Source organism: Hyphomicrobium sp. DMF-1 (assembly GCF_027886585.1).
Taxonomy (GTDB): Bacteria; Pseudomonadota; Alphaproteobacteria; order Rhizobiales; family Hyphomicrobiaceae; genus Hyphomicrobium_C; species Hyphomicrobium_C zavarzinii.
Genome location: NZ_CP115706.1, coordinates 217,917 through 242,613 on the forward strand (window position 1 = coordinate 217,917; position 24,697 = coordinate 242,613).

The following is a 24,697-nucleotide window of genomic DNA, read 5'->3' on the forward strand; positions in this document are numbered from 1 at the left end:
CGCGTCCCTCCCTTTTTTCAGAACGGGTTCACGTAGTTCAGGATGGCTGTCATGCGCAGCATGACGCGGCGAATGACGTGGCTCGGCTTGACGTGATCGGTGAAGATCGCGACCTGGCCTGTGCTTCCGGCGGGTAGGCGCTTTTCGAGATCGGCGTCATCGAGCTTGATGCGGACGACGAAGGGCGCGGACTGCACGACCTTGGGCGTGACGGCGAAGCCCGACGGCTGTATCTGCCCGGTGGCAATCGCCTGCAGGATGCTCTCGACGCGGGCCTTGTAGATTTGTCCGGGCAGGAACTTGAATGTTATCTCCGCCTTCTGTCCCGGCTCGATGTAGCGCGCGTTTATCTGCGCGATCTCGGCGGCAAGAATGACTTCGGACGTATCTATGAACGCCATCACGGGCGCCAGCGGGAGAGAGGCCACGCGCGCGCCCTTCCGCAAGGCGAGGTTAGTGACGTAGCCCTCGGCAGGGGCCCGCACCACGGTCTTGTCGAGGTTCCATTTCGCCGCCTCCAACTGCGCCTTGAGCTGTTTGACCTCGGCTTCGCGCTGTTGAACATCGAACAGGCGGCCAGCGTCGCGACTCTGCAATTGCCCCATCTGCTCGTAGCGCAACTCGGCGAACTTGAGCTGCGCGTCGAGCGCGTCCACCTGAGCCTGATAGGTTGTCGGGTCTATGCGGAAGAGGACGTCGTTCGCCTTGAGAGGAGTGTTAGCGGCGACCGGAACCTCGAGCACCTCGCCGGCCACATCGGGGACGATCTGCACAGAATGACGGCCGACGACGACCGGCCCAGACGGCGCGCCCCACCCCATGGGGATGAAGAGGCCGATGTTCAAAAGCAGGAAAACGAGGATCGGCGACAGCTTCCAGAACAGATTGAGCGAGACGATCTTAAAGCGGACGAGAAGATAGAGGATCAGCAGATAGACATTGAACAGGAAGACGATCATTTGCCGCTCTCCCTCTTCGGCGCATCGACGAAGGCCCATACGAGCGAAAGCGGCCAAAAGACAAACCCGCAGATCAACGTCACCCAGCCTGCCACCTCAACGGCGGCAGGCCAGGGATGATTTCGCTGCTTCGCGATATATCCCGGTGCCATGCCCATGGCGACGAACACCGCCACTGCCGTGACAATCAGAACGATCAGGATAAAGATCGCGAAGTAGTCGATGAAGGACATATTTCATTCCTTACCTTCACCGCTGCTCACGCCCTCCGCAGCCGACACTGCGCGCCGTACCGGAGGCGGCGCCCATTGTCCGGTGGCCACCTCGGGCCGGGGTGCATAGAGACGCATGGTCACGCCAAGCGCGCCGCTCGCGGGGCTCGGCAGCCAGTTACTCTCCTTATCCGGGCCGGGGTTCTGGTTCTGAATGTAGATGTCGAGCGAGCCGTCGTTGTTGAACTTGAGCGCGTCACGATCTCCGATCGCAAAGCGGTTGATCGGGTTCGACACCTGGAATCCGTCCGCGTCGTACATCGTGATCGACCAGAACGCGTCGACGGGCGGTAGCTCATCCTTCGCGAAGTGGATGATGTACTTGTGCTCGCCCGTCAGCGCTTCGCCGGTCGAGTCCGCCACGACGAGCGGATAGATCGCGTCTTCGGGCTGGTTGGCACCGAGGCCCACCATCGCGACGATCGCCCGCTTCAGATAGTAGTTGCCGTAGACCCCCATGGTGTCGCTGTTGATCTGCCAGCCGTTCGCCACGCGCGCTATGGTGGGCACCTTCTCGCGCATGAGGATCAGCCCGTCCTCGGCTCCTTTCTTCAGGGCGGCCTGTATCTCCTCATCGAGCGTGCTCGGATCGAAGCTCTTTCCCGGGACAATGCCGATGCGGCCCAATCGCGACACGACGGACCAATCGGTTACGTGGGGCGGGTGCGTCTTCATCAGCTCCGCGCCCAAGGCGAAGAACTTGAGAGGCGGCATCTTGTTGACCTGCTCCAGCGTTGGCGTCTTCATGTCAACGCTCGGATCCGGGGCGGCGGCTGCAGGCGTTTTCGGCTCCTTCCCCCAATCTTCGAGAGGCGTGATCGTATAACCCGCCTGGATGGCGTGAACGGCGTCATAGTCCGCGGGGCCGTTGGTCTGGGTGCGCCCGATGATCCAAACGCTCGGAGTCGGTGCATCGATACGTGCGACGCCGTCCGGCAAGGTTCCGCTCCAGCCTTGCGGCACCACCGCGAAGTGAGCTGCCTCCGTTCCGCTCGTGCGCTTTCCGGGAACGGCGAACACGTCCGTCCACATGTCGATCATGGGCAGCAGGTAGTAACGGCCGTGCGTATTCGGCGCCGACACGATGACCGGGCCATTGGAAAGATCGAGCCATGCCGACGAATAGAGCGTGTCGAAATTCGGCCGGACCACAGCCTTGAAATTAGCATCCGGAAACGCTTTGAAGTGCCAAAACGCGTTGGGCGGCCCGAAGCCGGCCATCGTGCCGGGCTCGACGTTGGTTGCCTGGCGCCGGGTGATATCCATTGTCACCAGCGGATAGAGGAAGATGTAGGCTTCCTCCGCAATGGTCCGCGCCTCGGCGGGCGAAATCGTCTCGGCACGCGCCTGGCCGCCAGCGATCCCGAACGCTACCATCGCGATCGCCACCGATGTCAGAAATTTGCGTGTGCGCTGCTCTCTATTGCGGCTGCGGCCGTCTCCGTCGAGATCTGCCTCTGCTTCGTGCTTGTGCATTATCATTTCTACGCCTCCTCCACTCCGACCCTTCGTTCTCCGAATTCTTTCCGTTCTCACTTTTGAACCTGACCATCTCTTCCACGCCGCCTTCAGGTCGCGGGCAGCGGGACAATGCGCTCTCGCGACGGCACGCAATCCGCGCCGCCTTTTGACGTCACACGAGAAGCGTCTGCGCGGGCTTTGGGCGCCATGCCCCAAATTCCCGCGCAGACGAATGCCACGAGCACGCCGATCAACGACGCTGTCCAGTGCGACCGCTCGTGGCCCGTTGGCATGGCGACCTCTGGAACCTAGATCTTGACCTCGGCATGACGACGCAGACGCATGGCGAACGCGACGAGAAGGATGCCGTAGAGAATGGCGAAGGAGCCGATCACCAGGATCAGCGCCAAGGCTCCGGCGCCGGGCCAGAGCACCAGGAGACATCCGAACGCCACGGAGAGAATGCCGCTCGCGATGAGAAGCCATTCGTCGTCGATCTCCTTGCGGAGCTTGATCGCGCCGACGATCTCCATGATGCCGGTGGCGATGGCCCAGGCCGCGATGAAGAACAGGAGAACCAGGGCGGTGATCTGCGGCCACATGACCGTCAGCACACCCGCGGCAATGCCGAATATGCCGACGAGCGCCAGCCACCACCTGGGCGCGGGGGCGCCGCCGCGGATAGCGGCCACGACCGAAAGAATTCCGTCGACGAATGCGAACGCGCCGTACATCAGAACCAATGTCAGCAGCGTTACGCCCGGCCAGATGAAGGTGAGCACGCCGAATATGATGGCGAAAATGCCCTTGAGAAGGATGATCCCCCAGTTTCTGGCAAGCGCATCCAGCATCGGGCGCATGGTAATCGTGCCTGGAGGATAGGTTGCCGGCGAGCTTTGCATGTCTAGTCTCCCATCATTGTTGCGGGACGCCCCGCATTTGAAACTTCGTTGCGATTGGCAGCCTCGCGTTGGCGCTCCCTCACGTCGGCGATGTCACGCTCCAGGAAATAGTTGAGAAACGTGCGCACGACAGCGATGGCAGCCAGCCGGGCCACCTGATCCCACTCGGTGGTGATCGCGGTCTCGATGATGTCGGCGGCGAGCTGAAACGTCAGACCAGCGACCAGCCAGCGCCCATAGCGGAGCCAGATGTCGCGTCGTTCGGCTGCGTCCGGCACCGAGACGAGCAGCGTCTTGAGGACCGCGACGAAGGCCTCCACGCTGCCGAAGACGATGACCAGGAATGCCATCGCGTCGATAGCGACAATCGCGCTGCGGGTCAGGAGGGCAAACGTTTCCTCCATGGCGTCCTCCTCAGGCGCTCGCCCGGTCTTGACGATTGGCATCTACGAAGACCGATCGCCAATCTCTCTTCACGCTGACCAGGGTGAGACCGTACGCTTCGGCGCCGTCGAGCGCATCCGCGAGCGGGCTCAGCTTGAAATCCCGGTCGTAAGACGCCTCGCGCACCTCGTCGTCGTGATGGAGCAGAAGCGCCAGCCGCGCGCCCGTCCCGGATCGGACATAGCGCAGCATGGCCAAGTCTCCATCGGAGTTCCCGAACGCGAGAATGGGGCGGCGGCCGATATGCAGGCCGATGTTCTGCACCTTGGCTTCCCGATCGTCGAAGCAGTTGAGATCGGCGAGCTTCATGATGTCGACATGCGCGCCCTCGACCTCCATGCGGGTCTTGACGCTCGATCCGATGACCTGCTCGGGCGGAATACCATAGGCGGTCTCCGCGAAGGCCCGGATCAGATCGATGCCCCCTCCCGACACGATGAACGTCTTGAACCCGTTTGAGCGCAGGAACTCGAGCAGTTCGACCTGCGGCTGGAAGGTGCAGTGCGGGAACAGGCGGCCGAACTTGGGGTGGCGCGCGGTTGCTAGCCAGGCGCGTGTGGTGCGCTCAAAGTCCTCCTCGCTCATGCCTGCGTGGGTGGCGAAGAAGATCTCCATGATCCCCTTCTTTCCAAGCGCGTGGATCGCCTTCATGTCGCGCCCCAGGAACGCCTTGAACACGGCGACATCCCTCAGAGTGGGATCACGCTCGACCAATTCCTTGATGCGATCGAACAGAAAGAAGACCTGCACCTGCATCGGGTACTCGCACCACAGCGTTCCATCGTTGTCGAACGTGGCGATACGCTCGGAGGGCGGCACGTAGTCTCTCCCTCCTTCCTTCGTCACCCGCGCGACGAAATCGAGAATGGCCGATTTGGCCGCGCCGTCGCTCCAGCTCGCAAGCTCCCTCATGACGGAATCCGCCTTGCTGGCGCATGCGACCGCAGTGCCGAAACAAATCGCGCGCAGCGGCCAATGAGGGAGAGGATCACATGACGCGAGAGAGGAACGGTTACAGGACCGATGTGCGCGTGGCGCTCGTCGAAGCGGATCTGCATGGCGTGCTCCTTTCGCTCGGCGAAACTTGAGCAGTCTGGCGGCGGGCGAGCCCGCCGCCCCATCAAACTTCGTTCAGGTCAGTGGTGGGCACCGCTCGCGGCCTCGCTCATCTTCCTCATCGCATCGTCGATGGTGAACGTGTTCGGCGGCTGAACGGCCGGGAAATCCTTAAAAGTCGACGCGAACTTGGCCGCTGCGGCCTGCGCCACATAGATGAAATACGCGTTGTGAAGGAACCAGTCGTAGTACGTGTTCGAGGTGATATCTCCGAACTCGTAGGGGTCCGTGCGCAGGTTAAAGATCTTCGGCAGGCGCAGGCGCACGAATGGTTCCGACCAGACCTGCATCGTGCCGCGCACACGCTGCTCCATGAACACGATCTTCCAGTTGTCGAAGCGCATGGCCAGCACGTCGCCGTCGTCGCTGAAATAGAAGTAGAAGTTGCGGGGGCTCTCCTTCACCTCGCCGGTGAGATAGGGCAGCAGATTGAATCCGTCGATGTGGTTCCTATAGGTCCGGCCGATCGCCTCGTAGCCCTTCTTGCACTTCTCGACGATGTCCGGCTCTCCGGCCATGGCAAGGAACGTGGGCAACCAATCGTGATGCTGCACGATGCCGTTGCAAACCGAGCCTGCCTTGATCTTGTGAGGCCAGCGAACCAGAAGCGGAACGCGGAACGCGCCTTCCCAGTTCGTGTTCTTCTCGGACCGGAACGGCGTCATCCCGCCGTCCGGCCAAGAGTTGCGGTGTGGACCGTTGTCGGTCGAATACTGAACGAAGGTCTTGTCGGCGATTCCGAGTTCGTCGAGCGCATCGAGCACCTGCCCGACGTTCTTGTCGTGATCGATCATGGTGTCATGATAGGGCGACTGCCAGCGCCCTGCCTGACCGCGGCTTTCCTTTTTCGTATGCGTGAAGAGATGCATGTGGGTCGTATTGAGCCACACGAACCAGGGCTTGCCCGCCTTTTCCTGGCGTTTGATGAAGTCGATGGCGTGCGCGACGAAATCATCGTCGCAGGTTTCCATGCGCTTTTTGTTGAGGGGGCCCGTATCCTCGATCTTCTGCTTTCCGACCTTGCCCCACCTTGGCATTTCCGTCGGGTCGTCCTTGTCGCTCGCAAAGGAATGGATGACACCGCGAGGCCCGAAGGTATCGCGGAATTTCGGATCCTTCGGGTAGTCGTCCATCTCGGGCTCTTCCTCGGCATTGAGATGGTAGAGATTGCCGTAGAACTCGTCGAAGCCGTGATTGGTCGGCAGCATGTGATTGAGATCGCCGAGATGATTCTTGCCGAATTGGCCGGTTGCGTAGCCTTGGTTCTTGAGCGCGGCCGCAATGGTGATGATCTTATCGTTCATGCCAATGGGCGCGGCGGGAATGCCGACTTTCGACAAGCCGGTGCGATAGACACTTTGGCCTGTTATGAACGCGGATCGGCCGGCCGTGCAACTCTGCTCGCCGTAGCTGTCGGTGAAGAGCATGCCCTCCTTGGCGAGGCGATCGATGTTGGGCGTGTGATAACCCATCAGCCCGTGCGTGTAGCAACTGAGATTGGACTGCCCGATGTCGTCGCCCCAAATGACGAGAATGTTGGGCTTCCCGTATTTTCCGTTCTTTCCGTTACCGTTCTTCGCTGCCTTGGCCATACGCGTTACTCCTTAGGCGTGCGCATTCTCACCATCTCCATTGCGATCCCCGTTACGCGTGCCGTTTTCGTCTCATGAAATGGGCTCGGCACGCCCGCGGATATCCGACCAGAAGCGCTGGCTCGCCTCCGACGACCAGCCGTACCAGTAGCGGCCAAGCGTGAAGAGACCGACCGCCAGCACAATGACGCGCCATGTCACGGTTCGTTGCGCATCGGTTGGCCGGTCTTCCGTCATGGATGCGGCTCCTTGCGAAAGACGCAGCGGAAGCCGACGTGGCTTGTGGAGGTATCGATCGGCTCAGGGTGGCGCGCGGCCGGGCGGTAGCGGCGGCAATAGTTGGGCGCACAGAGATGCGATCCTCCTTTGAGGACCTTCCGGGGGATGCGGATCTCGGGCTGGCAGGGATCGTAGCTCGCGTCTTCGCGCGGCCCGCGCGGGTTCTCGGGTATGCAGCACGCCTTCGGCGCATCGGCCGGGTGTCTCGGCGCATACCAATCGGTCGTCCATTCCCAGACGTTGCCGATCATGTCGTAAACGCCGTATCCGTTCGGCGGAAAGGTTTTCACGGGCGAGGTGCGCTCGAAGCCATCGAGCTTCAGGTTCTCCTGCGGGAAGCTCCCCTGCCAGGTGTTCGCCATATGGCGGCCCTCCGGGTTGAGCTCATCGCCCCAGGCAAACTCCGCGCCTTCCAATCCGCCACGCGCGGCAAACTCCCATTCCGCCTCGGTGGGCAGCTGCTTGCCGGCCCACCTGGCATAGGCTTCGGCGTCCCGGTAGGCGATGTGCACCGCCGGATGATCGTCGAGCCCCTTGATCCAGCTTCCGCGGCCGTGGGGATGGCGCCAGCTCGCCCCGAAGCGGAACTCCCACCACCGGGCCCATTCGCGCAGATCCACCGCTCCAGGCGGTGGCCGGAAGACGAGAGAGCCAGCTCGGAGCATATGAGGAAGTGCGCCAGGATAGTCCTCCGCCTTAGGGGCGATCTCGGCGAACGTGATGTAGCCCGTCTCTTCGACGAACCGGCGGAACTGGGCGTTTGTGACCGGAGTGGCGTCGATCCAGAACTCGCCGACGCTCACGCGATGGACCGGGGCTTCCTCGGGATAGTGCTTGTCCGATCCCATCAGGAAGGTGCCCCCCGGGATCAGCACCATGCTGCTCAGCGCATCGGCTTCCGGAGCACGCACTCTTTCGATGGGCTGTAGCTTGGCCATAGGAATCAACCCCGGTCGAATGCACCGAAACGCAAATTCCCCGCTCAAGCGCTGCCACTGACATGGCAGATCGTGACGATCCTCAGTACACCAAAACGTATACGTCCCAAATGGAACGTTATGCCTGTATTAAAATAGTATTTATGCTCATTTCCGCTTCTTCACCTCGCACGTAGCGAGATCTCCTCAGGAGAAACGGACCAGAAAATTCACTCCCACGGCGGCAACGAAAAACACCAGGGCGCAAACGAATGAAACGGCAAACGACTTAGACAGCATCACACACACCTCCGCTTCCACTGCGGACAACTCCGCGGCGGCGACATTGGGAAGGCTCATGACTTCCGCGCTCGATCCGTCGCTAAGGGGGAGCCGGCAAAAGCTCCGCGATGCGGCACACCGACAGGTGAGAGGCCGGATAAAAGGAAATTGCTCGTTGAAGCGCACCCGGCCGTGTTCGCGAGATGCGAAAACGCGGACCTAAACCGGTCCCCGGGCAAACGCCGTTCGAAAAGTTATTAACAGCGCACATGTCCAGCCTCGAGCTGGTTATGTAGCTGCGACCCCATCAAACCGTATGAAAGTTTGCCCGCAAACAATAGCGAGTCAACATTTTTTCTTCATTGCAGTGCGATATTCGCCTGCCACCAAAATAAAGCGCATTTAGTAAACGACGGCGGATTGAGTTTGGCTTGTTGCCCTCCCGCAACCGAAACACGGCGAAAATCGAATATGGATATTGTTTGAATTCGTTTCCCCATTGGCTCATTCGAACCCGACCGTGTTTGCGTCTCAAGCACGCAGATCCGATTTTCAGTTGAAACCGCGAATTCTCTGTACAGCGTTTTCCATCGAGGCGACGGCACCGTCTTACGGTGTCTAACAAGCCGGCATTCTGGAGCACGCCAATGACCCTTCGAACGAAGCTCCTCGCGCTCACGGCTATTGCGGCCGCCGCCATGCAGACCGGCGGGGAAGCGCGCTCGGCTGAAAATGCCACTGGCTTCTATCTCCTCGGCAGCAAAACGGCGATGGGGGGCTATCTGCCGCCACCTGGCACCTACCTTACGGACATCAACTACTACTATTCCGGCGAAGCGGGCGGTGCAGCCGCAGTCGGCATCGCGTTACGGCAGACCGGTGCGCTTCTCAATATTGAAGCCAACGTGCACATCGACGCCGACGCCTATATCAACGCGCCTTTCGCGCTTTGGATCGCGCCCGAGAAAGTTGCCGGAGGAAACGTCGGCTTCGGCGTCATGGTCCCGGTGGGGCGGAAGGCGGTGGATGTCGGCATCGACACCCTGTTGCAGGTCACGCTTCCCAGCGGGCGCGTGCTGGATGCGGACCGCCACTTCGATCTCGACGACGCTTCGACGAAATTCGGCGACCCTGTCCTCAATGCGCTGATCGGCTGGCATCAGGGCAACTGGCATTGGACAGTCGGCGCCTTGCTCAACGTGCCGATCGGACCATGGGAATCCGACAGCATCAGCAATCTGTCCTTCAATCGCTGGGCGCTCGATACGACGGCGGCGATCACTTGGCTCGATCCGGCAAAGGGAACCGAAATCTCCGTCGCAGCCGGTTTCACGTTCAATGGAGAAAACCCCGACACCGACTACAAGACCGGCACGGAATTCCACGTCGAATGGGCGCTGATGCAGCACCTTTCGAAAACATCCTCGATCGGCATCGGCGGCTATCACTATCAGCAGGTGACGGGAGACAGCGGCTCGGGCGCGCGGCTCGGCGATTTCGAAGGGCGCGTGACGGCGATTGGTCCCGTTCTCAACCACACCTTCACGTGCGGGAAGATCCCCATTTCAACCCAGCTCGAATGGATGCACGAGTTCGATGCCGAGAACCGGGCTGAAGGGGACAGCGCGTTCCTCAACGTCACAATACCGCTTTCCGTTGCGGGACCATGACGAGCGCATCTGCCTTGCGCCGCGATCAGAGCCGGCCCATCGCGGGCGGGCGGGAGTTTTCCAGGCGACGCTAGTCCGAAAGCCGCGAACAAGCTTCCTTGCATTCTGCCATTGCCTTAGGTCATCTTTCCTGTAACGGAACGACAGGATCCAGAGGCACCGGTATACCCGTGTTGCAGCCCATGAGCCGCCATTCGCTGGTGCTGTTCGGCGAGGATTTGCCCGCCCTCCCACTCGCTCGACTGGAAGCGAGCGGCGCTGCGGCCGCGTTGCTGGTCGATCTCGGGGCGGGGCGCATCGTAGCGTCCAACACAAAGGGCGCGGCAATGCTCGGGCTGGCAGAAGGCGCCGCGTCCGCGTCGTGGCTCGATGCGTCGATGCCCGCGCTCATCCGGCTGCGCCGTCTCGCCGCGAGATCCGCATCGACACGCACGGCGGCCATCGCCGAAGTCCTTTCTTTCTGGACCTCACGGGGCACGGTCAGCGTGACTTGCCACGTAGAGATCTCGCACAGCGGCGGCCAAACGCTGGCGACACTTATCGCGCAGCCGGACAGCGGCGCGCACGCTTACGCCTCCATGGCAGAGCCTCCCTCGCTCTTCGCTGAGGACGATGCGGCCAAACTCAAGGAGATCGCGCGGCGCATTCGGGAGGGACAAGCGCAAGGCCCCGCCAGACGCAAGCCTCGGCCGGATCCTGCTTCCGCCTCGGACGGCCCCACCTCTTCCGAGATGCGTGAGCTCGCCCCAACGCTGCGTGCCAACCTCGCCCACGAGCTCAAGACGCCGCTCAGCGCCATTGCTGCCGCAGCAGAGATCATGAAGGACCAGCGCTTCGGCCCGCTCGGGGCGGATCGTTACGTCGGCTACGCCAGCGACATCTACGGCAGCGCGCAGCACGTGCTGGGGGTGATCGAACGGATGCTCGCGGAGGGACGCGGCGCGGATCCGCTCGTGCTGACAAGGGATCTCGATTTCGCTGAGATCGATGCCGGTGCTTTGCTCGAAGCCTCGGTGTCGCAAATGGCGCCCCTCGCCGCGCAAGCCGAGATCACGCTGACGCTCGATCTCGCGCCCCGGCTGCCGCACGTGGTCGCCGATGCGACGAGCCTGCGCCAGATCATCTTCAACCTGCTGACCAACGCCCTCAAGTTCACCGGCCGCGGTGGACGGGTCACGGCTGGCGCGCACTACGACATCGACGGACCGCTGACGCTGGTCATTAAGGACACCGGTCCCGGCATGAGCCGGCCCGAGATCGATCGCGTCCTGAGGCCGGCTGCAGGCGGGCCCGCAGTGAAGCCCGAGGCTCCCCTCCTTTCCTCGCGGACGGGGCTGGGGCTCGGCCTTCCGATCGTTCAGGCGCTCGCCGAGGCGAATGGGGCGGAGTTGCGGATCGAGAGCACGCCTGGAAGCGGCACTTCGGCCTCGATCGTCTTCCGGAAGGAACGCATCGTACCGGTCTGATGAGGGGCTCGCTCGTCGAGGACCCTGCGTTGATCTCCCTCGGGCAGCCGGTGGCCGCGCTCCGCCAACCTTAGACATGTTCTAACTTGTTTCCATCGTCGCACATTTGTTGACTTTCTTGACGCACTTCTCGGTCACTGCTCTATGGACGGCTCGGCTTCGAGGCCCATCGCGAAGCGAGCCATCGCCTCCTGATGGGAAGCCGATAGCGGGACCTTGACCCCGATTATTGGAGAGTTAACTGATGTTTCTCTTGCGACCCCGTCTTCGCGCGGCTTGCCGTGCGCTTTCGTTCCCGATCCTCGCGCTTGCAGCGCTCACCACGGCCGGCGCCGGCGCCCGTGCCGAGGAGGTCGTGAACGTCTACTCCTACCGCGAGCCCGGACTGATCGATCCGATCCTGAAGGCGTTCACCGAAAAGACCGGCATCAAAGTCAATGTCGTCTTCTCGCGCGATGGTCTCATCGAGCGCGTAACGGCAGAGGGCAAGAACAGCCCGGCCGACGTCATCCTCGTCAACGAGTCCGGCCTGCTGTTCAAGGCCAAGGATGCCGGCGTCACGCAGCCGTTCCAGTCGAAGGTGATCGACGAAGCCCTCGAGCCCAAGTTCCGCGACCCGGAGCATCATTGGTTCGCCATCACGCAACGCGCGCGCGTCGTCTACGCGTCCAAGGACCGCGTGAAGCAGGACAGCATCACGTACGAGGAGCTCGCGGACCCGAAGTGGAAGGGCAAGATCTGCATCCGCTCGGGCCAGCACACCTACAACATCGCACTGATCGCCTCCATCATCGCGCACGACGGTGAGGAGAAGGCGGAAGCCTGGCTTACTGGACTTCGCGACAACCTCGCACGCAAGCCCGCGGGCGGCGATCGCGAAGGCGTGCGCGACGTGCAGGCAGGCCTTTGCGATCTCGCAGTCGGCAACACCTACTACATGGCTGCGATGCTGAAGAACCCCGAGCAGAAGGCATGGGCGGATGCCGTCAAGATACTGTTCCCGAACGCGGCGGACCGTGGAACGCACGTGAACGTCTCGGGCGCTGCGCTCGCAGCCCACGCGCCCAACAAGGACAACGCAATCAAGCTGTTCGAGTTCTTCCTGTCGCAGCAGGCCCAGGAGATCTACGCCGAGAACAGCGGCGAGTATCCGGTGATCGCGGGCGCCAGCGCCTCGGCTCTCGTCAAGAGCTGGGGTGACCTCAAGGCGGATCAGCTTTCGACGGCTGACCTCGCGAAGCTGCGCAAGAAGGCCTCGGAGCTGGTCGACAAGGTGCGCTTCGACGCCGGCCCCAACTCCTGATCGACGCCTGCCTTGGCACCATTACGCGAGGGCGCGCACCCTATTTGCCTGCCCTCGCACCTTCCTTGAACGACGATCGGACTCCTAGCCGATGAGCGCTCCTCCTCCCGTCTCCGCGAGCCCTCGGTCCCCCGGTGTGATCGACAGCTTCAAGCGTTTCGTCGCCGAGCGCCGCGGCACACAGTTGGCGGCAACGCCGGGCTGGAGCCTCGCCATCTCCCTGGTGCTGGCGATCGTCGTGCTTCCCATCGCCGCCGTCCTCTATATTGCGGCGACGCCTGCCAGTAACGACTGGCCACATCTTCTCCAATCCGTGCTGCCGCACGCCCTTCAGCAGACCCTTCTGCTGGCCGCAGGCACCGGCCTGCTCACGCTGGTCATCGGCACGGGCACGGCCTGGCTCGTCACCATGTACCGCTTTCCCGGGCGCGCGCTGCTCGACCGGCTCCTAGTGCTCCCGCTCGCGATCCCAACCTACATCGTCGCCTACTGCTACGCAGAGCTTCTCGACTACGCCGGCCCCGTGCAGTCCGCGCTGCGGGCGACATTCGGATGGACATCGCCCCGCGACTACTGGTTTCCCGGCATTCGCTCGCTTGGCGGGGGCATTCTGGTGATGTCGGCTGTGCTTTATCCCTACGTCTATCTCGCCGCCCGCGCGAGCTTCATCCAGCAATCCGTGTGTGCGCTCGAAGTTGCCCGCACGCTCGGACGCTCACCCTTGGGAACTTTCCGCGCGGTGGCGCTGCCGCTCTCGCGGCCGGCTCTTGTGGCGGGCGTGGCGCTGGTGCTGATGGAGAGCCTGAGCGATCTCGGCGCGGTTCAGCACCTCGGCATCGAGACTCTGTCGGCGGCCATCTATTCGACTTGGCTGCAGCGCTCCAACCTCGGGGGCGCCGCGCAGATCGCCACCGTCATGCTCGGGCTCATCGTGGTGCTCCTCGCCGTCGAGCGCTTCGCCCGCGGGGGCGCCAAGGTTCATCATACGACCGGACGTTACCGGGCCATTCCCTTCCAGGACATCGACGGCTGGCGCGGCTATGTGGCGGCGCTCTGCTGCTCGCTGCCGTTCATCGCGGGCTTCGTCGTGCCGTTCGCCTTACTCTTGCGCTTCGCGCTCGGGCATGCCGGCGTCGCCATCGAGGGCGGCTACCTGCGCGCGACGTGGAACAGCTTCTTCCTCGCCACCCTGGCCGCAGCCGCAACGGTAACGCTCGCGCTTCTCATCAGTTACGGGCCGCGCGTCGCGCGCAACACCATCTCGCGCCTCGGCGCGCGCATCGCGGGCTTCGGCTACGCCCTCCCGGGAACCGTGCTCGCCATTGGCGTGCTGATCCCGCTCGCCGCGCTCGACAACAGCATCGACGCGCTGGCACGCAGCCTGTTCGGCGTCTCGACGGGGCTCATCATCTCGGGGTCCGTGGTGGCGCTCGTCTATGCCTATGTCATCCGTTTTCTGGCGGTGGCGGTAGGCGGCATCGAAGCGGGGCTCGAGCGCATCTCGCCCAACCTGGATGCTGCCGCGCGCACGCTCGGGGAGAGCGCGGGCTCGGCATTGTGGCGCATCCATCTTCCGCTACTGGTGCCCGCACTCGGGGCTGCCGCGCTTCTCGTGTTCGTCGACGCCCTCAAGGAATTGCCCGCGACGCTGCTGCTGCGTCCTTTCAACTTCGAAACGCTGGCCACGCATGTGTATGCCTTTGCCGCGCTCGAGCAAATCGAAAGCGGCGCGCTCGGAGCGCTGACGATCGTGCTGACGGGCCTCGTTCCCCTGATCGTGCTTCACCACGCCATCGCGAGCGGACGGGCGGGCGGCAGCGGCTCCTGACGCGGCGGTGACGACAGAAAAAGCCCCGGGATCGAGGATCCCGGGGCTTGGATTTTGGAAGGCTCGGCAGCCTGCGGCTACTTCTGGATACCTTCGACCTCGAGCGTCAGCTCGACCTCCTTGGAGGCCGGCCCGAGATTGAAGTTGATGCCGTAGTCGGCGAGCGTGAGCTTGGTGGTTCCGGTGAAGCCCGCGCGGTTGCCGCCCCACGGATCCGCGCCGCCGCCGACATAGGCCGCATCGATCGTGACCGGCTTGGTCACGCCGCGCAGCGTGAGATCGCCGGTGATCTTGGCCTTGCCGTCTCCGGCGGGAGCGACAGACGTGCTGACGAAGGTGGCCTTGGGGAATTTCGTGACGTCGAGGAAGTCGGCGTTGCGCAGATGCTTGTCGCGCTCGGCATGATTGGAGTTCACACTCGCGGTATCGATCTCGACGCTCACCTTGGAGGTTTCCGGCGCCTTCTCGTCATAGGAGAACGTTCCCGAGAACTGATCGAAGCGGCCGACCAGCCAGCTAAATCCCAGATGCTTGATGCGGAAATTGATCGAGGCGTGCGCGTTCTTGGTGTCGATCGTGTAGTCGGCCGCCGTAGCCTGTCCGGGCAGCAGGAGAGCCGCCATCATTGCCAGCGGTGCGAGACGAACCATCATTGAAACTGTCCTTTCTGGTGGAAGATCTAAGATTTGCGCGGACCGGACCACATGCGCGAAAGCGTGCGGTCCCGGTCGACAAAATGGTGCTTCAAGGCCCCAGCCGCGTGAGCGGCTGCAAGCGCGATCGTGAAGTAGGCGAGATAGGCGTGGACGACGCCGGCGGTATCCTCCAGCCCCTTGTTCTCGCCAGGCGAGGGCACACTGAAGAGGCCGAAGACATCGATGGGCCGGCCATCGGCGGTCGAGATCAGATACCCGCTCACCATCAGGGCGAGCAGGAGCGGATAGAACCCTCGATGCACGACGCGGGATGCCGTCTTCTCGAAGTCGGTGAAGCCCTCGTCCGACGGCTTCACGTTCGCGAGGCGCCAGCCGAACCGCACCGCGAGCGCGATGAGCAGCAGAATGCCGACGCCTTTGTGAATGCTGGGAGCCGTGTGGTAGTAGGGGCTGTAGTAGTCGAGATCGACCATCCAGAGACCGAGGCCGAACATGGCGAAGATAGCGATCGCCATGAGCCAATGAATTAGACGGCTCACGAGGCCGTATCCGGCCAGCGTGTCACGGATGAACATGTCAGTCCCCTCGATCTCCCAACGCCTGCGTTAGATAAAGCGCGCAAACGCCATTTCAATGATGGGACAAACCCGGATAGGTGCGAGCAGGGAAACAATCCGGTGCGACGGCGGCGACAGAGCGCCTCAAAAGGAAAACGGCCGCGAGCAGGCTGCTCGCGGCCGCTGATCATGATGCCCGCCGATAACGGTCCTCAGAATCCGAAATAGAGACGGATGCCGGGGCGGCGATAGTATCGCGGATAATAGTAGGGGGAGTAGCCGCCGTAGTAATAGGGCCGGTAGGGCCTATAGAAGCGCGGGCCGTAATAATGGCGATGGTGCCATCTGCGGTAATGCCGGTGCTTCCAGCGACGATGGACCTGCTCAACGGAGCTGTCTGCAGTAGCCGCTATTTTGGCCACTCCAGCAGCGGTGCCGGCAGTCATGGCCTGGGCAGGGGCAGTCGCGGAAAAGAGCACCGCTCCGACTCCCAACAAGGCCATGGCGATGAGGCTTCGCATGGCTGTTTCCTTTCTGCAGTTGATCCCCAGCGTACTTCGCGGATCTTACGCACCTACGAGCCCAACACATGCGCTCGTAATTTGACGACCACGGAACAACCCGAGGCCGGCTCAGTGTGCGCGGGCAACAATCCGCATCGGGAGGCTGTGGCCTGTCGATCATCAACGACGATCGCGGACGCACATACCACACGATAGTAGGCCACCATTGTCCCAACGCCTCCCGATATCGCATTTGCGCAAGATCAAGTGCAGCAGGACTATGGTCATCTCCTTATGATGTAGAACTCTTTGGCAAGAGATCAATTCTCACTTGCTCAGTATTGCGCTGCGGAATGAAGATTGTCTATCCTACGTCTGAACAATTGTTGGTTAGAACACGTATGAGCCTATGACCCGAGAGCGTTGGGCTCAGGCCACTTGTGCCTCGACGGGACGTGCGCTTGGCCCCGGCACAAATGCGGTGACCGGCTTCTTAAGCTCAACGATGAGATTGTCGTCGAACAACGACATCCAGTTCATCCAGCGGAACTCGTAGCCGATGCTCGCGGCCAGCGCCTTGAGGGAGCGGGGCGTGAAATAGTTGACGTGGTCGGGAAAGCGGAAGCCGCACCACTGTGAGCCCATGATAAAGCGGTTGGCCGAGTTGTAGTTTGGCGAGCGCAGCAGGATCGTGCCGCCCGGTTTCAAACGCTTGAAAGCGCGTTCGAGAATAAGCCGCGGCTGTGCCTCGTGCTCGAGATAGCTGCGCATCAGAATGGCGTCGAAGAAGTTTTCCTCGAAGCGCTCGATGCCGCTGGTGGCAGGCTCATGAAAGACGGTGCCGCCGCGAGCCTCGAAAATGGGCCTGGCCTTCTGGCTCAGGCCCTCGCTGATCTCGATGCCGTAGGGGGTCGGTCCGTCGGGAATGCGGGTGGAGCCTCCGCAGCCGATCTCCAGCACACGGCCTTCCGGCCCGACGGCGCGCTCGTGGCGGGCGCGATCAATCACCTTGCCGAGCTTCAGGCGAAAGCGCGTCAGCGCGTCGAAGCGCGCGAGCTTGTTCTTTTTCCGCCGCTCCTTCTCCTCCGCGTGCTGCTTCTCCCACGCGTAGGTGACCGAAAGGTCCTCATAGTCCGGCACGAGGCCGAGATAGACGAAGCCGCAGGAGTTGCAGGCAACCACTGGCCATGGGCTACGCGTATACTTGTGCACGACCGTCGCGCCGGTCTGCTGGCAGACCTCGCACGTCGGCCGCTCGTGCGACCTCGATTCCGACATGTAAAACCCCTCGAAGGGGTACACGCCTCCGTTCGGCGGCGCGCGGCCCCGTTGATTAGCTCCTGAACGGGGCGAAGGTTACCGGGCGAGCCCGGTGAGTTCAAGAAATGGCGCTCCTGACGTAGGGGGCATCTGCGTACACAGACAGCCGCCACACGGAAAAAGGGCGAACTCTCGTTCGCCCTTTCCCTATGCCGGTCGATGCCCGTGCCCCGCTTAGAGCGGGATGTTGTCGTGCTTCTTCCAGGGGTTCTCGAGGGTCTTGTTGCGCAGCATATTGAGCGCGCGGCAGATACGCCGGCGGGTGCCGTGCGGCAGGATCACCTCGTCGATGTAGCCGCGCTCGGCGGCCACGAACGGATTGGCGAAGCGCTTCTGGTACTCGTCGATGCGGGCCTGGATCTTGACCGGGTCGCCGAGGTCGGCGCGATAGAGGATCTCGGCTGCGCCCTTCGCGCCCATGACCGCGATCTCGGCTGAGGGCCAGGCGTAGTTCACGTCGCCGCGGATGTGCTTCGAGCTCATCACGTCGTAAGCGCCGCCGTAGGCCTTGCGGGTAATGAGCGTCACCTTCGGCACGGTGGCCTCAGCGTAGGCGAACAGCAGCTTGGCGCCATGCTTGATGAGCCCGCCGTACTCCTGCGCGGTGCCCGGGAGGAAGCCCGGCACGTCGACGAAGGTCACGATCGGAATCTCGAAGCAATCGCAGAAGCGCACGAAGCGGGCAGCCTTGCGCGAGGCATCGCTGTCGAGCACGCCTGCGAGCACCATCGGCTGGTTCGCGACGATGCCGATCGTGCGGCCTTCCATGCGCGCGAAGCCGGTTACGATGTTCTTGGCGTAGGCTTCCTGGATCTCGAAGAAGTCCGCTTCGTCCACGACCTTCAGGATCAGCTCCTTCATGTCGTAAGGCTTGTTCGGGTTGTCGGGGATCAGCGTATCGAGCGAATAGTCCGGCCGGTCGGGGCTGTCGGAGGTCGGCAGCGCGGGCACGCCGGACTGGTTGTTGGACGGCAGGAAGTCGAACAGCCGGCGCATCTGCAAGAGCGCCTCGACGTCGTTCTCATAAGCACGATCGGCGATGGACGACTTGGTGGTGTGGACCTTGGCGCCGCCGAGCTCCTCGGCCGTCACGGTCTCGTTGGTCACGGTCTTCACGACGTCAGGACCCGTCACGAACATGTAGCTCGTGTCCTTCACCATGAAGATGAAGTCCGTCATCGCGGGCGAGTAGACGTCGCCGCCCGCGCAGGGGCCCATGATGACGGAGATCTGCGGGATCACGCCCGAAGCGAGCACGTTGCGCTGGAACACTTCGCCGTAGCCGCCGAGCGCGTCGACGCCTTCCTGAATGCGCGCGCCGCCGGCATCAAACACGCCGATGATGGGCGCGCGGTTCTTGAGCGCCATGTCCTGGATCTTGGTGATCTTGCGGGCGTGCGTCTCGGAGAGCGAGCCGCCCATCACCGTGAAGTCCTTGGCGAAGACGTAGACCACGCGGCCGTTGATTGTGCCCCATCCGGTAACGACGCCGTCGCCCGGAACCTTGGTCTTCTCCATGCCGAACTCGGTGCAGCGATGCTCGACGAAGGTGTCGAACTCCTCGAAGGAGTTCTCGTCCATCAAGAGCTCGATGCGCTCGCGGGCGGTCAGCTTGCCGCGCTTGTGCTGGGCGTCGATGCGGGCGATTCCGCCACCCAGACGGGCGTTATCGCGCCGGCGCTCAAGCTCCTCGATGACTTCCTTCATTGAGACGTTCCCCGTATGTAAATGTCCGGTGACAGGATGTGGTTGGGCGTGGGATAGCACAGCCCCCGGCGGCCAGCCAATGGACGTATGCGACCTCGCGGCTCGTTCGGGAGCCGGAGAGTTGCAGCAACGAGCAAGGAGACCTTCCGTGGCGAAAGCAATCCATATGATGGTGCGTGTGCTCGAGGAAGCCCGGAGCGTCGCCTTCTACTCCCAGGCTTTCGGGCTCTCGGTCGCCCAGCGGGTGGACTTCGCCGACTTCACGCTCATTTACCTTAGCAACCCGGAAGCCGACTTCGAGGTGGAGCTCACGGTCAACAAGGGCCGCACGGAGCCCTACGATCTCGGCAACGGCTATGGGCATCTGGCGTTCGTGGTCGACAATCTCGAGGCGGAGCATACCCGGATCGCCGGCCTTGGGTATTCCCCCAAAGATATCAAACAGATGACCCATGAGGGGAAGCCGTTCGGCCGGTTCTTCTTCATCGAGGATCCGGACGGCTACAAGATCGAGGTGCTCGAGAAGGGCGGCCGGTTCAAGTAGGCAGCGGGCAGCGGGAGTGAACCTTTGCCGCGTGCCTTTCTCAAGGGGCGTGTCTCGCCCGCGGCCGGATCCGCGAAGCACGGCTTCACCATCACCCGGGATCCGCCGTTTTCGGGCGACCGGGCAGTCTCTCCCATGATCGCCGCGGCGGAGGCCGGGTTTGGAAGCGCCGCGTGCGCGGCTCACGCGGCGTTTCGGCAGGCGCAAAGCGCAAGCTCCGCATCAGCAAATGCCAGTAACTCTTTGACTCATCATATCGTTTCATGCCTTTCGCTTGCCGATGCAGCTCATGCTGACTCGTCTGGTGCCAGGGGCCTGAATCGTCTCGTGCCCACCAGGGATGTCAGAGGGAAGCCGTGCACCATCTCGTGCCGAAGGCATCAAACGTTGCAGGGGCGGCACATCATCCTGTGCCGGTGCCGGCCAAGGCTCCTGGCGGGGTCCTCTCATCCCTCGCCTGCCCACGCAGCGGCGTATCCTGCCCGGCGCTTGCGGCTCTGTTCGGATCGCTCGCGCCCTCCGGAGACGAGGCGCAAACGTGGGTCCAGTCGCTGGCCCCCTGCGGCCATTGCCGGGTTGCGTTCGAAAGCGGCCGGGATGCGCTGCGCCACCTCCGCCTCGGACAACGGGAGCGGGAGGTTCTGCTCGCTGCTTCGGCTGGCGGCGTGTTCGTCGTGACGGAGCCCGGGATGTCGCGCTCGCTTAGCGCGGCCCGGCGGCGGGCTGCCTTGTCGCTCGGAAAAGCCGGTCTCGTGGCGCCCGTGGCCATGCCAAAGGGAGAGGGGCCGCCCGGCGTTCTCCGCCCTGCACGCGCCACGGTGGCCCTGACAGAGCTGGGACGCTACGTGATGGCGGCCTATGGGCGGTTCCTGAAAGAGGGCAAGCCCGTGCGGTGGACGCGCCCTTCACGCCGGATTGCCCTTCCAGGGCGCGATCCCTCGCTGCTACGGGACGAGGCCATGGCGCGCACCCACAGCGCGCTTCGCGACACGCTGGACGAGCTCAAAGGCGTGCTGATCGCCGCCATCGCCCGGCCGCAGAAAAATCCGGACTTGCTCGACAGCGTCACCCGCCATCTCGAGCGCAAAGCCACGCTGCTCCGCGCGGTGCTCGAGCCCGCCCGGATCGACGCCGGCGCGGCCCTCAAATCCAGCGCCTGAGGGTTGCAGACGCGGGTCAGCTCCCCGCTTGAATAGCGACGCTTCCATCCCATATCTGTTGCATATCAGAGATCCGGAGCCTGAAAGGGGCCGGAGGGCGGAGATCCAACAGGATGCCGCCGCGTTTAAGGAAGAAGAAGGTCGCTTATCGAAAGGGCTTTCGTGTCCATGAGCAGGTTATCTGTGCTGTCCAACCCGCTATTGCTGGGGTTCGAGGAGATCGAACGTCTCATCGATCGTACCGGCAAGGGTGGAAATGAGGGTTACCCCCCTTACAACATCGAACGTGTAGGCGCTGCTGACGGAGCGAGGGAAAAGCTCCGCATCACAATCGCGCTCGCCGGGTTCACACGCGATCAGCTCGAGATTGTCGTCGAGGACAATCAGCTCACCGTGCGCGGACGCCAACAGGATGACAAATCCCGCGAGTATCTCTATCGCGGAATCGCAACGCGGCAGTTTACCCGGACCTTTGTCCTGGCCGACGGCATCGAAGTGCAGTCCGCGGAGCTCTCGAACGGGCTCTTGGCTATCGACCTCGTCCGACACGAGCCCCACCGGCTCGTAAGAAAGATCGAGATCGGTGCCGGAAAGGATTGATGCGGCGTTTCGACGCGAAGCCAAAGCCGGGACGTTTGATTCGCCTCAGCTAGGTGCCCGTCCGCTACAGCCAAGCTTCTAGAATCGTAAGATCATGGTCTCGGTGGCGAAGGATTTTGACCGCCTGCCTCGTTACCATGACGTTGGAATGCCTCGAGAGAGGAGGAGTTGCGTCATGAAGGAGAATACCTCTAAGCGGCGTCGCGCTTCGCGGCCTGCTGTAGCCCCGGTAATGAGCGAGATCGAGCTGGCCAGGCTCGGTGGCGGACAGGTGGCTTACATCAAAACCCTGTCCTCCGACGAAGCGCTCCGTATGTTTCCCGCGATCGAAGATCTGCCTCGCGGCATCAACCTCTTTGCCTTGCATGCCGCCGACGGCACGCCGATCGCGCTGACCGATACACGGCAAGCGGCTCTCAGCCACGCCATGGATGGCGAGCTCGAGATCGCCAGTTTGCACTGAACGACCCTGCGAGCGTCAGGCCACCCGGCCTGACGCCTTTTCATCGTTTTGGATCACGCAACTCCAATAACAACTTGGGCGGGCCTTGCGGAGCAAGGCTCGCCCTTTGTCGTTCGAGCTTCTCTCGTGGAGTTGGGGCGGACTAGCCCTTGGCCTTGCAGGCGTCGAGCTGCTGCTTCCTCTTCTGAAGCTGCACCTTCCACTGGTCGGGGCCGACGCCGCCGCACCACGCGACATGCGCCTTCAGATCCGGGCTCCACTCGGGACCGGTAAAGCCGCATTTCAACGCTACGTTTTCCTGCTGCTGCTGAATCGCGAGCTTGCCATAGGTGTCGCAATTGGCCTGCGCGCTTGCGCCGGACGCGAGCCCCGCCACGCCCACGAGCGCCGTGAGGCAAGCTGCTGCTGAGAGACGCGGTGTGAGCATAGTCCTACCAATCCCCTTCTCTGCCGATCCTCGTGCAGGATCGTTCCTATCCCTAGAACACCCCTCATGAACCCGGCCTGAATGTGAACCGAGGCGGCAGGAAAATTCAACTCGTTTGGCGCGTCGGAAACGTGGCAGCCGGTGGCGCGGCTCATAACATCCGCACACGCCGTAGCTTTTTTCTGAGCGGAGACGGGGGAAGTGGGGAGGCGCGGGGCCTCAAGCCGTCATGCGGGCGGCGATCTCGTTCATCGCGGCCTGCGTCGCGGGCGACCACTCGGCAGCGTTCGAGGCGATCAGATTGGCCTCAGACCGCAGCACAACGCCGTCGTCCAGAACGCGCAAGCCGTTGGCGGCCAGGGTGGTGCCGGTGGTGGTGATGTCGACGATCAACTCGGCGGTGCCCGCCGCGGGCGTGCCTTCCGTCGCGCCGAGGCTCTCTACGATGCGATAGTCGGAGAGCCCCTTGGCGGCGAAGAAGCGCCGCGTGATGTTCAAGTACTTGGTCGCGACGCGATACCAGCGGCCGTGCGCGCGCCGGAAAGGCAACGCGATCTCAGCGAGGTCGGCCATGGTGCGGACGTCGATCCAGCAATCCGGCACGGCCACCACGACATCGGCGCGGCCGAAGCCGAGCTTCTTCAGGAACGTGACGCGGGAAGCGGCATCCGACATCTGCTCGCTCACGAGATCCTCGCCGGTGACGCCGAGATGCACACGGCCGGTCTTCAGATACCAGGCGATCTCTGATGCCGAGATGAAGGCCACCTCGATATCGGGAAAGCCCACCACCTCGCCGCGATAGCCGCGCTCGTTTCCGGTCTTGCGCAACGTGAGGCCGGCGGCCGCGAAGGCTTCCGCGGTCTGCTCCATGAGGCGCCCTTTGGAGGGCACGCCCAAGATCAGCTTGTCGGACATCAGGACGCGCCTCCGTTGTTGAGGGCAGCAAGGAGGCGATAGGTGTGAATGGCGGCGCCGACTGCTGGCACATCTTCGGCGGCGCCGACGGCTTTGACGAGATGATCGTAACGGCCACCGCCAGCGACCGGGCTTTTGCGGCCGAGGCTTGGGTTCACGACCTCAAACACGAAGCCGGTGTAGTATTCGAGGGCTCGGCCGAACTCCGCCGAGAACTCGGCCCGATCGAGATCGACGCCTGCGCGCGACATCAGCTCGAGCCGCCACTCGTAGGCGCCGACGGCCGCTTCGATGTTGACGCCCATCAGCGTCGCCAATTCGCGAATGCGGCGCGCGGAGGAGCGGGCGGGCGCGACGATCGCCACATAGCTTGCGATGAGCTGCGCGGTTTTCTCCGAGAGCGGATCGGATCGCGCATCAGCCACGCGGCCGAGCAGGTTCTCCGCGATCTCGGCCGTCGAGCGCAGCCCGACGGGCTCGATGCCGTTGGCTTCGAGATAGCTTGCGACGGCGGCTTCGGCGGCCGCGGGATTATCGGGATCGAGCACGTCGCGCAGCGCTTTTGGAATCTGCGCGGAGGCGGCGCCGGGCTCCAGCGTCAGGCGCCTCAGCTCGGCCTTGAAGGCTTCCGGATGCCAGAACAGGTGCATGAGGCGCTGGCGCCAGCGCGACGGCATGTCCGCCGCCTTCAGAATGGCGCGGAGCAGGCCGAGGTCGCCGAAGCGAAGTGTGTAGTTGGTGAGGCCCGCCGCATCGAGGCCGGCCACGATGGTCGCGACGATCTCAGCCTCCGCGCGCTCGCGATTGGCTTCGCCGAATGCCTCGATGCCGGTCTGACGGAACTCGCGCGTGTGAGCGTGGCCGCTGCCCTGCGGCTGAAAGCGGAAGGCCGGACCGTTGTAGCTGTATTTGGCGGCGACGTTGCCCTCTGGATGGCGCTCGATGTGGAGACGGCAGGTCGGCACCGTCAGGTCTGGACGCATGCACAGCTCGTCACCGTCCGGATCGGTGAAAACGTAGGTGCGCGCCCGCAGCGTCTCGCCCACCACATCGAGAAAGACGCCGGCGGGCTGGATGATGGCGGGTGAGACAGCTTCGAAGCCTGCCCGCGTGAACACGGAGAGCAGGGTCTGCGAGCTGGCCTCCAGCGCCTCGAAATGTTTCGCCGTCTCAGCGGGCATCGGATCTCGTCGGGTTCGTCGTTTTTGGTTTGTCCCCGGAAGGGGAAAGGCGGGCGTCAGAGGAGAGCTACATGGTAAAGATGATCATCCCCTTGCACCCTGACATAGGGCGTCCTGCATTTTGCTGACAGGGGCAATCTTGTTCGCGAGAGAGGGTTAGGGGGTCCGGA

General features: G+C 62.9%; 26 protein-coding genes. 8 read left to right on the forward strand and 18 right to left on the reverse strand.

Annotated features, from left to right (window positions below):
• Nucleotides 1-17 precede the first annotated feature (17 nt).
• The 10 genes from PE058_RS00915 to PE058_RS00960 all read right to left on the reverse strand — a co-directional run bounded on the left by PE058_RS00915 (nt 18) and on the right by PE058_RS00960 (nt 8,302).
• Entirely contained in the window at nt 18-959 is a 942-nt protein-coding gene (locus PE058_RS00915; protein ID WP_020085648.1) for an HlyD family secretion protein, read from the reverse strand.
• Nucleotides 956-1,192: a DUF3302 domain-containing protein gene (locus PE058_RS00920; RefSeq protein ID WP_020085649.1), complete on the reverse strand. Its 237-nt coding sequence runs from the start codon at nt 1,190-1,192 to the stop codon at nt 956-958. The genes PE058_RS00915 and PE058_RS00920 overlap by 4 nt, the downstream gene beginning before the upstream one ends.
• Nucleotides 1,193-1,195: 3 nt before the next feature.
• Complete coding sequence (locus PE058_RS00925) at nt 1,196-2,707, reverse strand: DUF1254 domain-containing protein (RefSeq protein ID WP_271030642.1); 1,512 nt, start codon at nt 2,705-2,707, stop codon at nt 1,196-1,198.
• A 293-nt stretch (nt 2,708-3,000) separates the two neighbouring features.
• Nucleotides 3,001-3,594 (reverse strand): HdeD family acid-resistance protein, encoded by a 594-nt coding sequence (locus PE058_RS00930; RefSeq protein ID WP_271029615.1) that lies wholly within the window; start codon nt 3,592-3,594, stop codon nt 3,001-3,003.
• Nucleotides 3,595-3,596: 2 nt separating this feature from the next.
• The gene (locus tag PE058_RS00935; protein ID WP_020085653.1) at nt 3,597-3,998 is read right to left on the reverse strand and encodes a DUF1622 domain-containing protein; all 402 of its coding nucleotides are present in this window, start codon (nt 3,996-3,998) and stop codon (nt 3,597-3,599) included.
• 10 nt (nt 3,999-4,008) lie between these two features.
• The gene (locus tag PE058_RS00940; RefSeq protein WP_271029616.1) at nt 4,009-4,950 is read right to left on the reverse strand and encodes an HAD family hydrolase; all 942 of its coding nucleotides are present in this window, start codon (nt 4,948-4,950) and stop codon (nt 4,009-4,011) included.
• 224 nt (nt 4,951-5,174) lie between these two features.
• Nucleotides 5,175-6,746 (reverse strand): arylsulfatase, encoded by a 1,572-nt coding sequence (locus PE058_RS00945; protein ID WP_271029617.1) that lies wholly within the window; start codon nt 6,744-6,746, stop codon nt 5,175-5,177.
• Nucleotides 6,747-6,818: 72 nt separating this feature from the next.
• Complete coding sequence (locus PE058_RS00950; RefSeq protein WP_271029618.1) at nt 6,819-6,983, reverse strand: hypothetical protein; 165 nt, start codon at nt 6,981-6,983, stop codon at nt 6,819-6,821.
• A complete protein-coding gene (locus PE058_RS00955) occupies nt 6,980-7,963 on the reverse strand; it encodes a formylglycine-generating enzyme family protein (RefSeq protein WP_040498096.1) in 984 nt (327 codons plus the stop codon). Before PE058_RS00955 ends, PE058_RS00950 begins: the two co-directional genes overlap by 4 nt.
• A gap of 186 nt (nt 7,964-8,149) precedes the next feature.
• Complete coding sequence (locus PE058_RS00960; RefSeq protein WP_020085659.1) at nt 8,150-8,302, reverse strand: hypothetical protein; 153 nt, start codon at nt 8,300-8,302, stop codon at nt 8,150-8,152.
• 569 nt (nt 8,303-8,871) lie between these two features.
• Between PE058_RS00960 and PE058_RS00965 the strand changes: the two genes are divergently transcribed.
• The 4 genes from PE058_RS00965 to PE058_RS00980 all read left to right on the forward strand — a co-directional run bounded on the left by PE058_RS00965 (nt 8,872) and on the right by PE058_RS00980 (nt 14,491).
• Nucleotides 8,872-9,894, forward strand: a complete 1,023-nt coding sequence (locus PE058_RS00965; RefSeq protein WP_271029619.1) for a SphA family protein — start codon at nt 8,872-8,874, stop codon at nt 9,892-9,894.
• A gap of 182 nt (nt 9,895-10,076) precedes the next feature.
• Nucleotides 10,077-11,360, forward strand: coding sequence for a sensor histidine kinase (locus PE058_RS00970; protein ID WP_271029620.1), 1,284 nt, complete (start codon nt 10,077-10,079; stop codon nt 11,358-11,360).
• Nucleotides 11,361-11,604: 244 nt separating this feature from the next.
• Nucleotides 11,605-12,663 (forward strand): Fe(3+) ABC transporter substrate-binding protein, encoded by a 1,059-nt coding sequence (locus tag PE058_RS00975; protein ID WP_020085662.1) that lies wholly within the window; start codon nt 11,605-11,607, stop codon nt 12,661-12,663.
• 91 nt (nt 12,664-12,754) lie between these two features.
• Nucleotides 12,755-14,491, forward strand: coding sequence for an ABC transporter permease (locus PE058_RS00980; RefSeq protein WP_271029621.1), 1,737 nt, complete (start codon nt 12,755-12,757; stop codon nt 14,489-14,491).
• A gap of 77 nt (nt 14,492-14,568) precedes the next feature.
• Here the strand turns inward: PE058_RS00980 and PE058_RS00985 are convergent, their stop codons facing one another.
• The 5 genes from PE058_RS00985 to PE058_RS01005 all read right to left on the reverse strand — a co-directional run bounded on the left by PE058_RS00985 (nt 14,569) and on the right by PE058_RS01005 (nt 19,234).
• Nucleotides 14,569-15,144, reverse strand: a complete 576-nt coding sequence (locus PE058_RS00985) for a YceI family protein (protein WP_020085664.1) — start codon at nt 15,142-15,144, stop codon at nt 14,569-14,571.
• Between the two features lie 26 nt (nt 15,145-15,170).
• Entirely contained in the window at nt 15,171-15,722 is a 552-nt protein-coding gene (locus PE058_RS00990; protein ID WP_271029622.1) for a cytochrome b, read from the reverse strand.
• 194 nt (nt 15,723-15,916) lie between these two features.
• The gene (locus tag PE058_RS00995) at nt 15,917-16,225 is read right to left on the reverse strand and encodes a hypothetical protein (RefSeq protein ID WP_156827338.1); all 309 of its coding nucleotides are present in this window, start codon (nt 16,223-16,225) and stop codon (nt 15,917-15,919) included.
• A 411-nt stretch (nt 16,226-16,636) separates the two neighbouring features.
• Nucleotides 16,637-17,485: a class I SAM-dependent methyltransferase gene (locus tag PE058_RS01000; RefSeq protein ID WP_271029623.1), complete on the reverse strand. Its 849-nt coding sequence runs from the start codon at nt 17,483-17,485 to the stop codon at nt 16,637-16,639.
• 216 nt (nt 17,486-17,701) lie between these two features.
• On the reverse strand, nt 17,702-19,234 hold the full coding sequence (locus PE058_RS01005) for an acyl-CoA carboxylase subunit beta (protein WP_020085667.1): 1,533 nt from the start codon (nt 19,232-19,234) through the stop codon (nt 17,702-17,704).
• A gap of 148 nt (nt 19,235-19,382) precedes the next feature.
• Here PE058_RS01005 and PE058_RS01010 point away from each other — a divergent pair, with 148 nt between their 5' ends.
• The 4 genes from PE058_RS01010 to PE058_RS01025 all read left to right on the forward strand — a co-directional run bounded on the left by PE058_RS01010 (nt 19,383) and on the right by PE058_RS01025 (nt 22,001).
• On the forward strand, nt 19,383-19,778 hold the full coding sequence (locus tag PE058_RS01010) for a VOC family protein (protein WP_271029624.1): 396 nt from the start codon (nt 19,383-19,385) through the stop codon (nt 19,776-19,778).
• 356 nt (nt 19,779-20,134) lie between these two features.
• Nucleotides 20,135-20,938 carry a hypothetical protein gene (locus PE058_RS01015; RefSeq protein WP_271029625.1) on the forward strand — a complete coding sequence of 268 codons (804 nt, stop codon included), beginning with the start codon at nt 20,135-20,137 and terminating at the stop codon, nt 20,936-20,938.
• A gap of 168 nt (nt 20,939-21,106) precedes the next feature.
• Complete coding sequence (locus PE058_RS01020; RefSeq protein ID WP_026867983.1) at nt 21,107-21,538, forward strand: Hsp20 family protein; 432 nt, start codon at nt 21,107-21,109, stop codon at nt 21,536-21,538.
• A gap of 232 nt (nt 21,539-21,770) precedes the next feature.
• Nucleotides 21,771-22,001 carry a DUF1150 domain-containing protein gene (locus PE058_RS01025; protein ID WP_020085671.1) on the forward strand — a complete coding sequence of 77 codons (231 nt, stop codon included), beginning with the start codon at nt 21,771-21,773 and terminating at the stop codon, nt 21,999-22,001.
• 142 nt (nt 22,002-22,143) lie between these two features.
• On the opposite strand, the gene PE058_RS01030 is transcribed toward PE058_RS01025, so the two are convergent.
• From PE058_RS01030 to PE058_RS01040, 3 genes are all read right to left on the reverse strand, one after another.
• On the reverse strand, nt 22,144-22,428 hold the full coding sequence (locus PE058_RS01030) for a hypothetical protein (RefSeq protein ID WP_020085672.1): 285 nt from the start codon (nt 22,426-22,428) through the stop codon (nt 22,144-22,146).
• A 219-nt stretch (nt 22,429-22,647) separates the two neighbouring features.
• Nucleotides 22,648-23,346 (reverse strand): ATP phosphoribosyltransferase, encoded by a 699-nt coding sequence (gene hisG / locus PE058_RS01035; RefSeq protein WP_020085673.1) that lies wholly within the window; start codon nt 23,344-23,346, stop codon nt 22,648-22,650.
• Nucleotides 23,346-24,527, reverse strand: coding sequence for an ATP phosphoribosyltransferase regulatory subunit (locus PE058_RS01040; RefSeq protein ID WP_020085674.1), 1,182 nt, complete (start codon nt 24,525-24,527; stop codon nt 23,346-23,348). Before PE058_RS01040 ends, hisG begins: the two co-directional genes overlap by 1 nt.
• Nucleotides 24,528-24,697 lie beyond the last annotated feature (170 nt).

Excerpts from the sequence above, each read along its gene's own strand:
- PE058_RS00915 (WP_020085648.1), bottom strand. The coding sequence starts at position 959 with ATGATCGTCTTCCTGTTCAATGTCTATCTGCTGATCCTCTATCTTCTC.
- PE058_RS00920 (WP_020085649.1), bottom strand. The coding sequence starts at position 1,192 with ATGTCCTTCATCGACTACTTCGCGATCTTTATCCTGATCGTTCTGATT.
- PE058_RS00925 (WP_271030642.1), bottom strand. The coding sequence starts at position 2,707 with ATGCACAAGCACGAAGCAGAGGCAGATCTCGACGGAGACGGCCGCAGC.
- PE058_RS00930 (WP_271029615.1), bottom strand. The coding sequence starts at position 3,594 with ATGCAAAGCTCGCCGGCAACCTATCCTCCAGGCACGATTACCATGCGC.
- PE058_RS00935 (WP_020085653.1), bottom strand. The coding sequence starts at position 3,998 with ATGGAGGAAACGTTTGCCCTCCTGACCCGCAGCGCGATTGTCGCTATC.
- PE058_RS00940 (WP_271029616.1), bottom strand. The coding sequence starts at position 4,950 with ATGAGGGAGCTTGCGAGCTGGAGCGACGGCGCGGCCAAATCGGCCATT.
- PE058_RS00945 (WP_271029617.1), bottom strand. The coding sequence starts at position 6,746 with ATGGCCAAGGCAGCGAAGAACGGTAACGGAAAGAACGGAAAATACGGG.
- PE058_RS00950 (WP_271029618.1), bottom strand. The coding sequence starts at position 6,983 with ATGACGGAAGACCGGCCAACCGATGCGCAACGAACCGTGACATGGCGC.
- PE058_RS00955 (WP_040498096.1), bottom strand. The coding sequence starts at position 7,963 with ATGGCCAAGCTACAGCCCATCGAAAGAGTGCGTGCTCCGGAAGCCGAT.
- PE058_RS00960 (WP_020085659.1), bottom strand. The coding sequence starts at position 8,302 with ATGAGCCTTCCCAATGTCGCCGCCGCGGAGTTGTCCGCAGTGGAAGCG.
- PE058_RS00965 (WP_271029619.1), top strand. The coding sequence starts at position 8,872 with ATGACCCTTCGAACGAAGCTCCTCGCGCTCACGGCTATTGCGGCCGCC.
- PE058_RS00970 (WP_271029620.1), top strand. The coding sequence starts at position 10,077 with ATGAGCCGCCATTCGCTGGTGCTGTTCGGCGAGGATTTGCCCGCCCTC.
- PE058_RS00975 (WP_020085662.1), top strand. The coding sequence starts at position 11,605 with ATGTTTCTCTTGCGACCCCGTCTTCGCGCGGCTTGCCGTGCGCTTTCG.
- PE058_RS00980 (WP_271029621.1), top strand. The coding sequence starts at position 12,755 with ATGAGCGCTCCTCCTCCCGTCTCCGCGAGCCCTCGGTCCCCCGGTGTG.
- PE058_RS00985 (WP_020085664.1), bottom strand. The coding sequence starts at position 15,144 with ATGATGGTTCGTCTCGCACCGCTGGCAATGATGGCGGCTCTCCTGCTG.
- PE058_RS00990 (WP_271029622.1), bottom strand. The coding sequence starts at position 15,722 with ATGTTCATCCGTGACACGCTGGCCGGATACGGCCTCGTGAGCCGTCTA.
- PE058_RS00995 (WP_156827338.1), bottom strand. The coding sequence starts at position 16,225 with ATGCGAAGCCTCATCGCCATGGCCTTGTTGGGAGTCGGAGCGGTGCTC.
- PE058_RS01000 (WP_271029623.1), bottom strand. The coding sequence starts at position 17,485 with ATGTCGGAATCGAGGTCGCACGAGCGGCCGACGTGCGAGGTCTGCCAG.
- PE058_RS01005 (WP_020085667.1), bottom strand. The coding sequence starts at position 19,234 with ATGAAGGAAGTCATCGAGGAGCTTGAGCGCCGGCGCGATAACGCCCGT.
- PE058_RS01020 (WP_026867983.1), top strand. The coding sequence starts at position 21,107 with ATGAGCAGGTTATCTGTGCTGTCCAACCCGCTATTGCTGGGGTTCGAG.
- PE058_RS01025 (WP_020085671.1), top strand. The coding sequence starts at position 21,771 with ATGAGCGAGATCGAGCTGGCCAGGCTCGGTGGCGGACAGGTGGCTTAC.
- PE058_RS01030 (WP_020085672.1), bottom strand. The coding sequence starts at position 22,428 with ATGCTCACACCGCGTCTCTCAGCAGCAGCTTGCCTCACGGCGCTCGTG.
- hisG (WP_020085673.1), bottom strand. The coding sequence starts at position 23,346 with ATGTCCGACAAGCTGATCTTGGGCGTGCCCTCCAAAGGGCGCCTCATG.
- PE058_RS01040 (WP_020085674.1), bottom strand. The coding sequence starts at position 24,527 with ATGCCCGCTGAGACGGCGAAACATTTCGAGGCGCTGGAGGCCAGCTCG.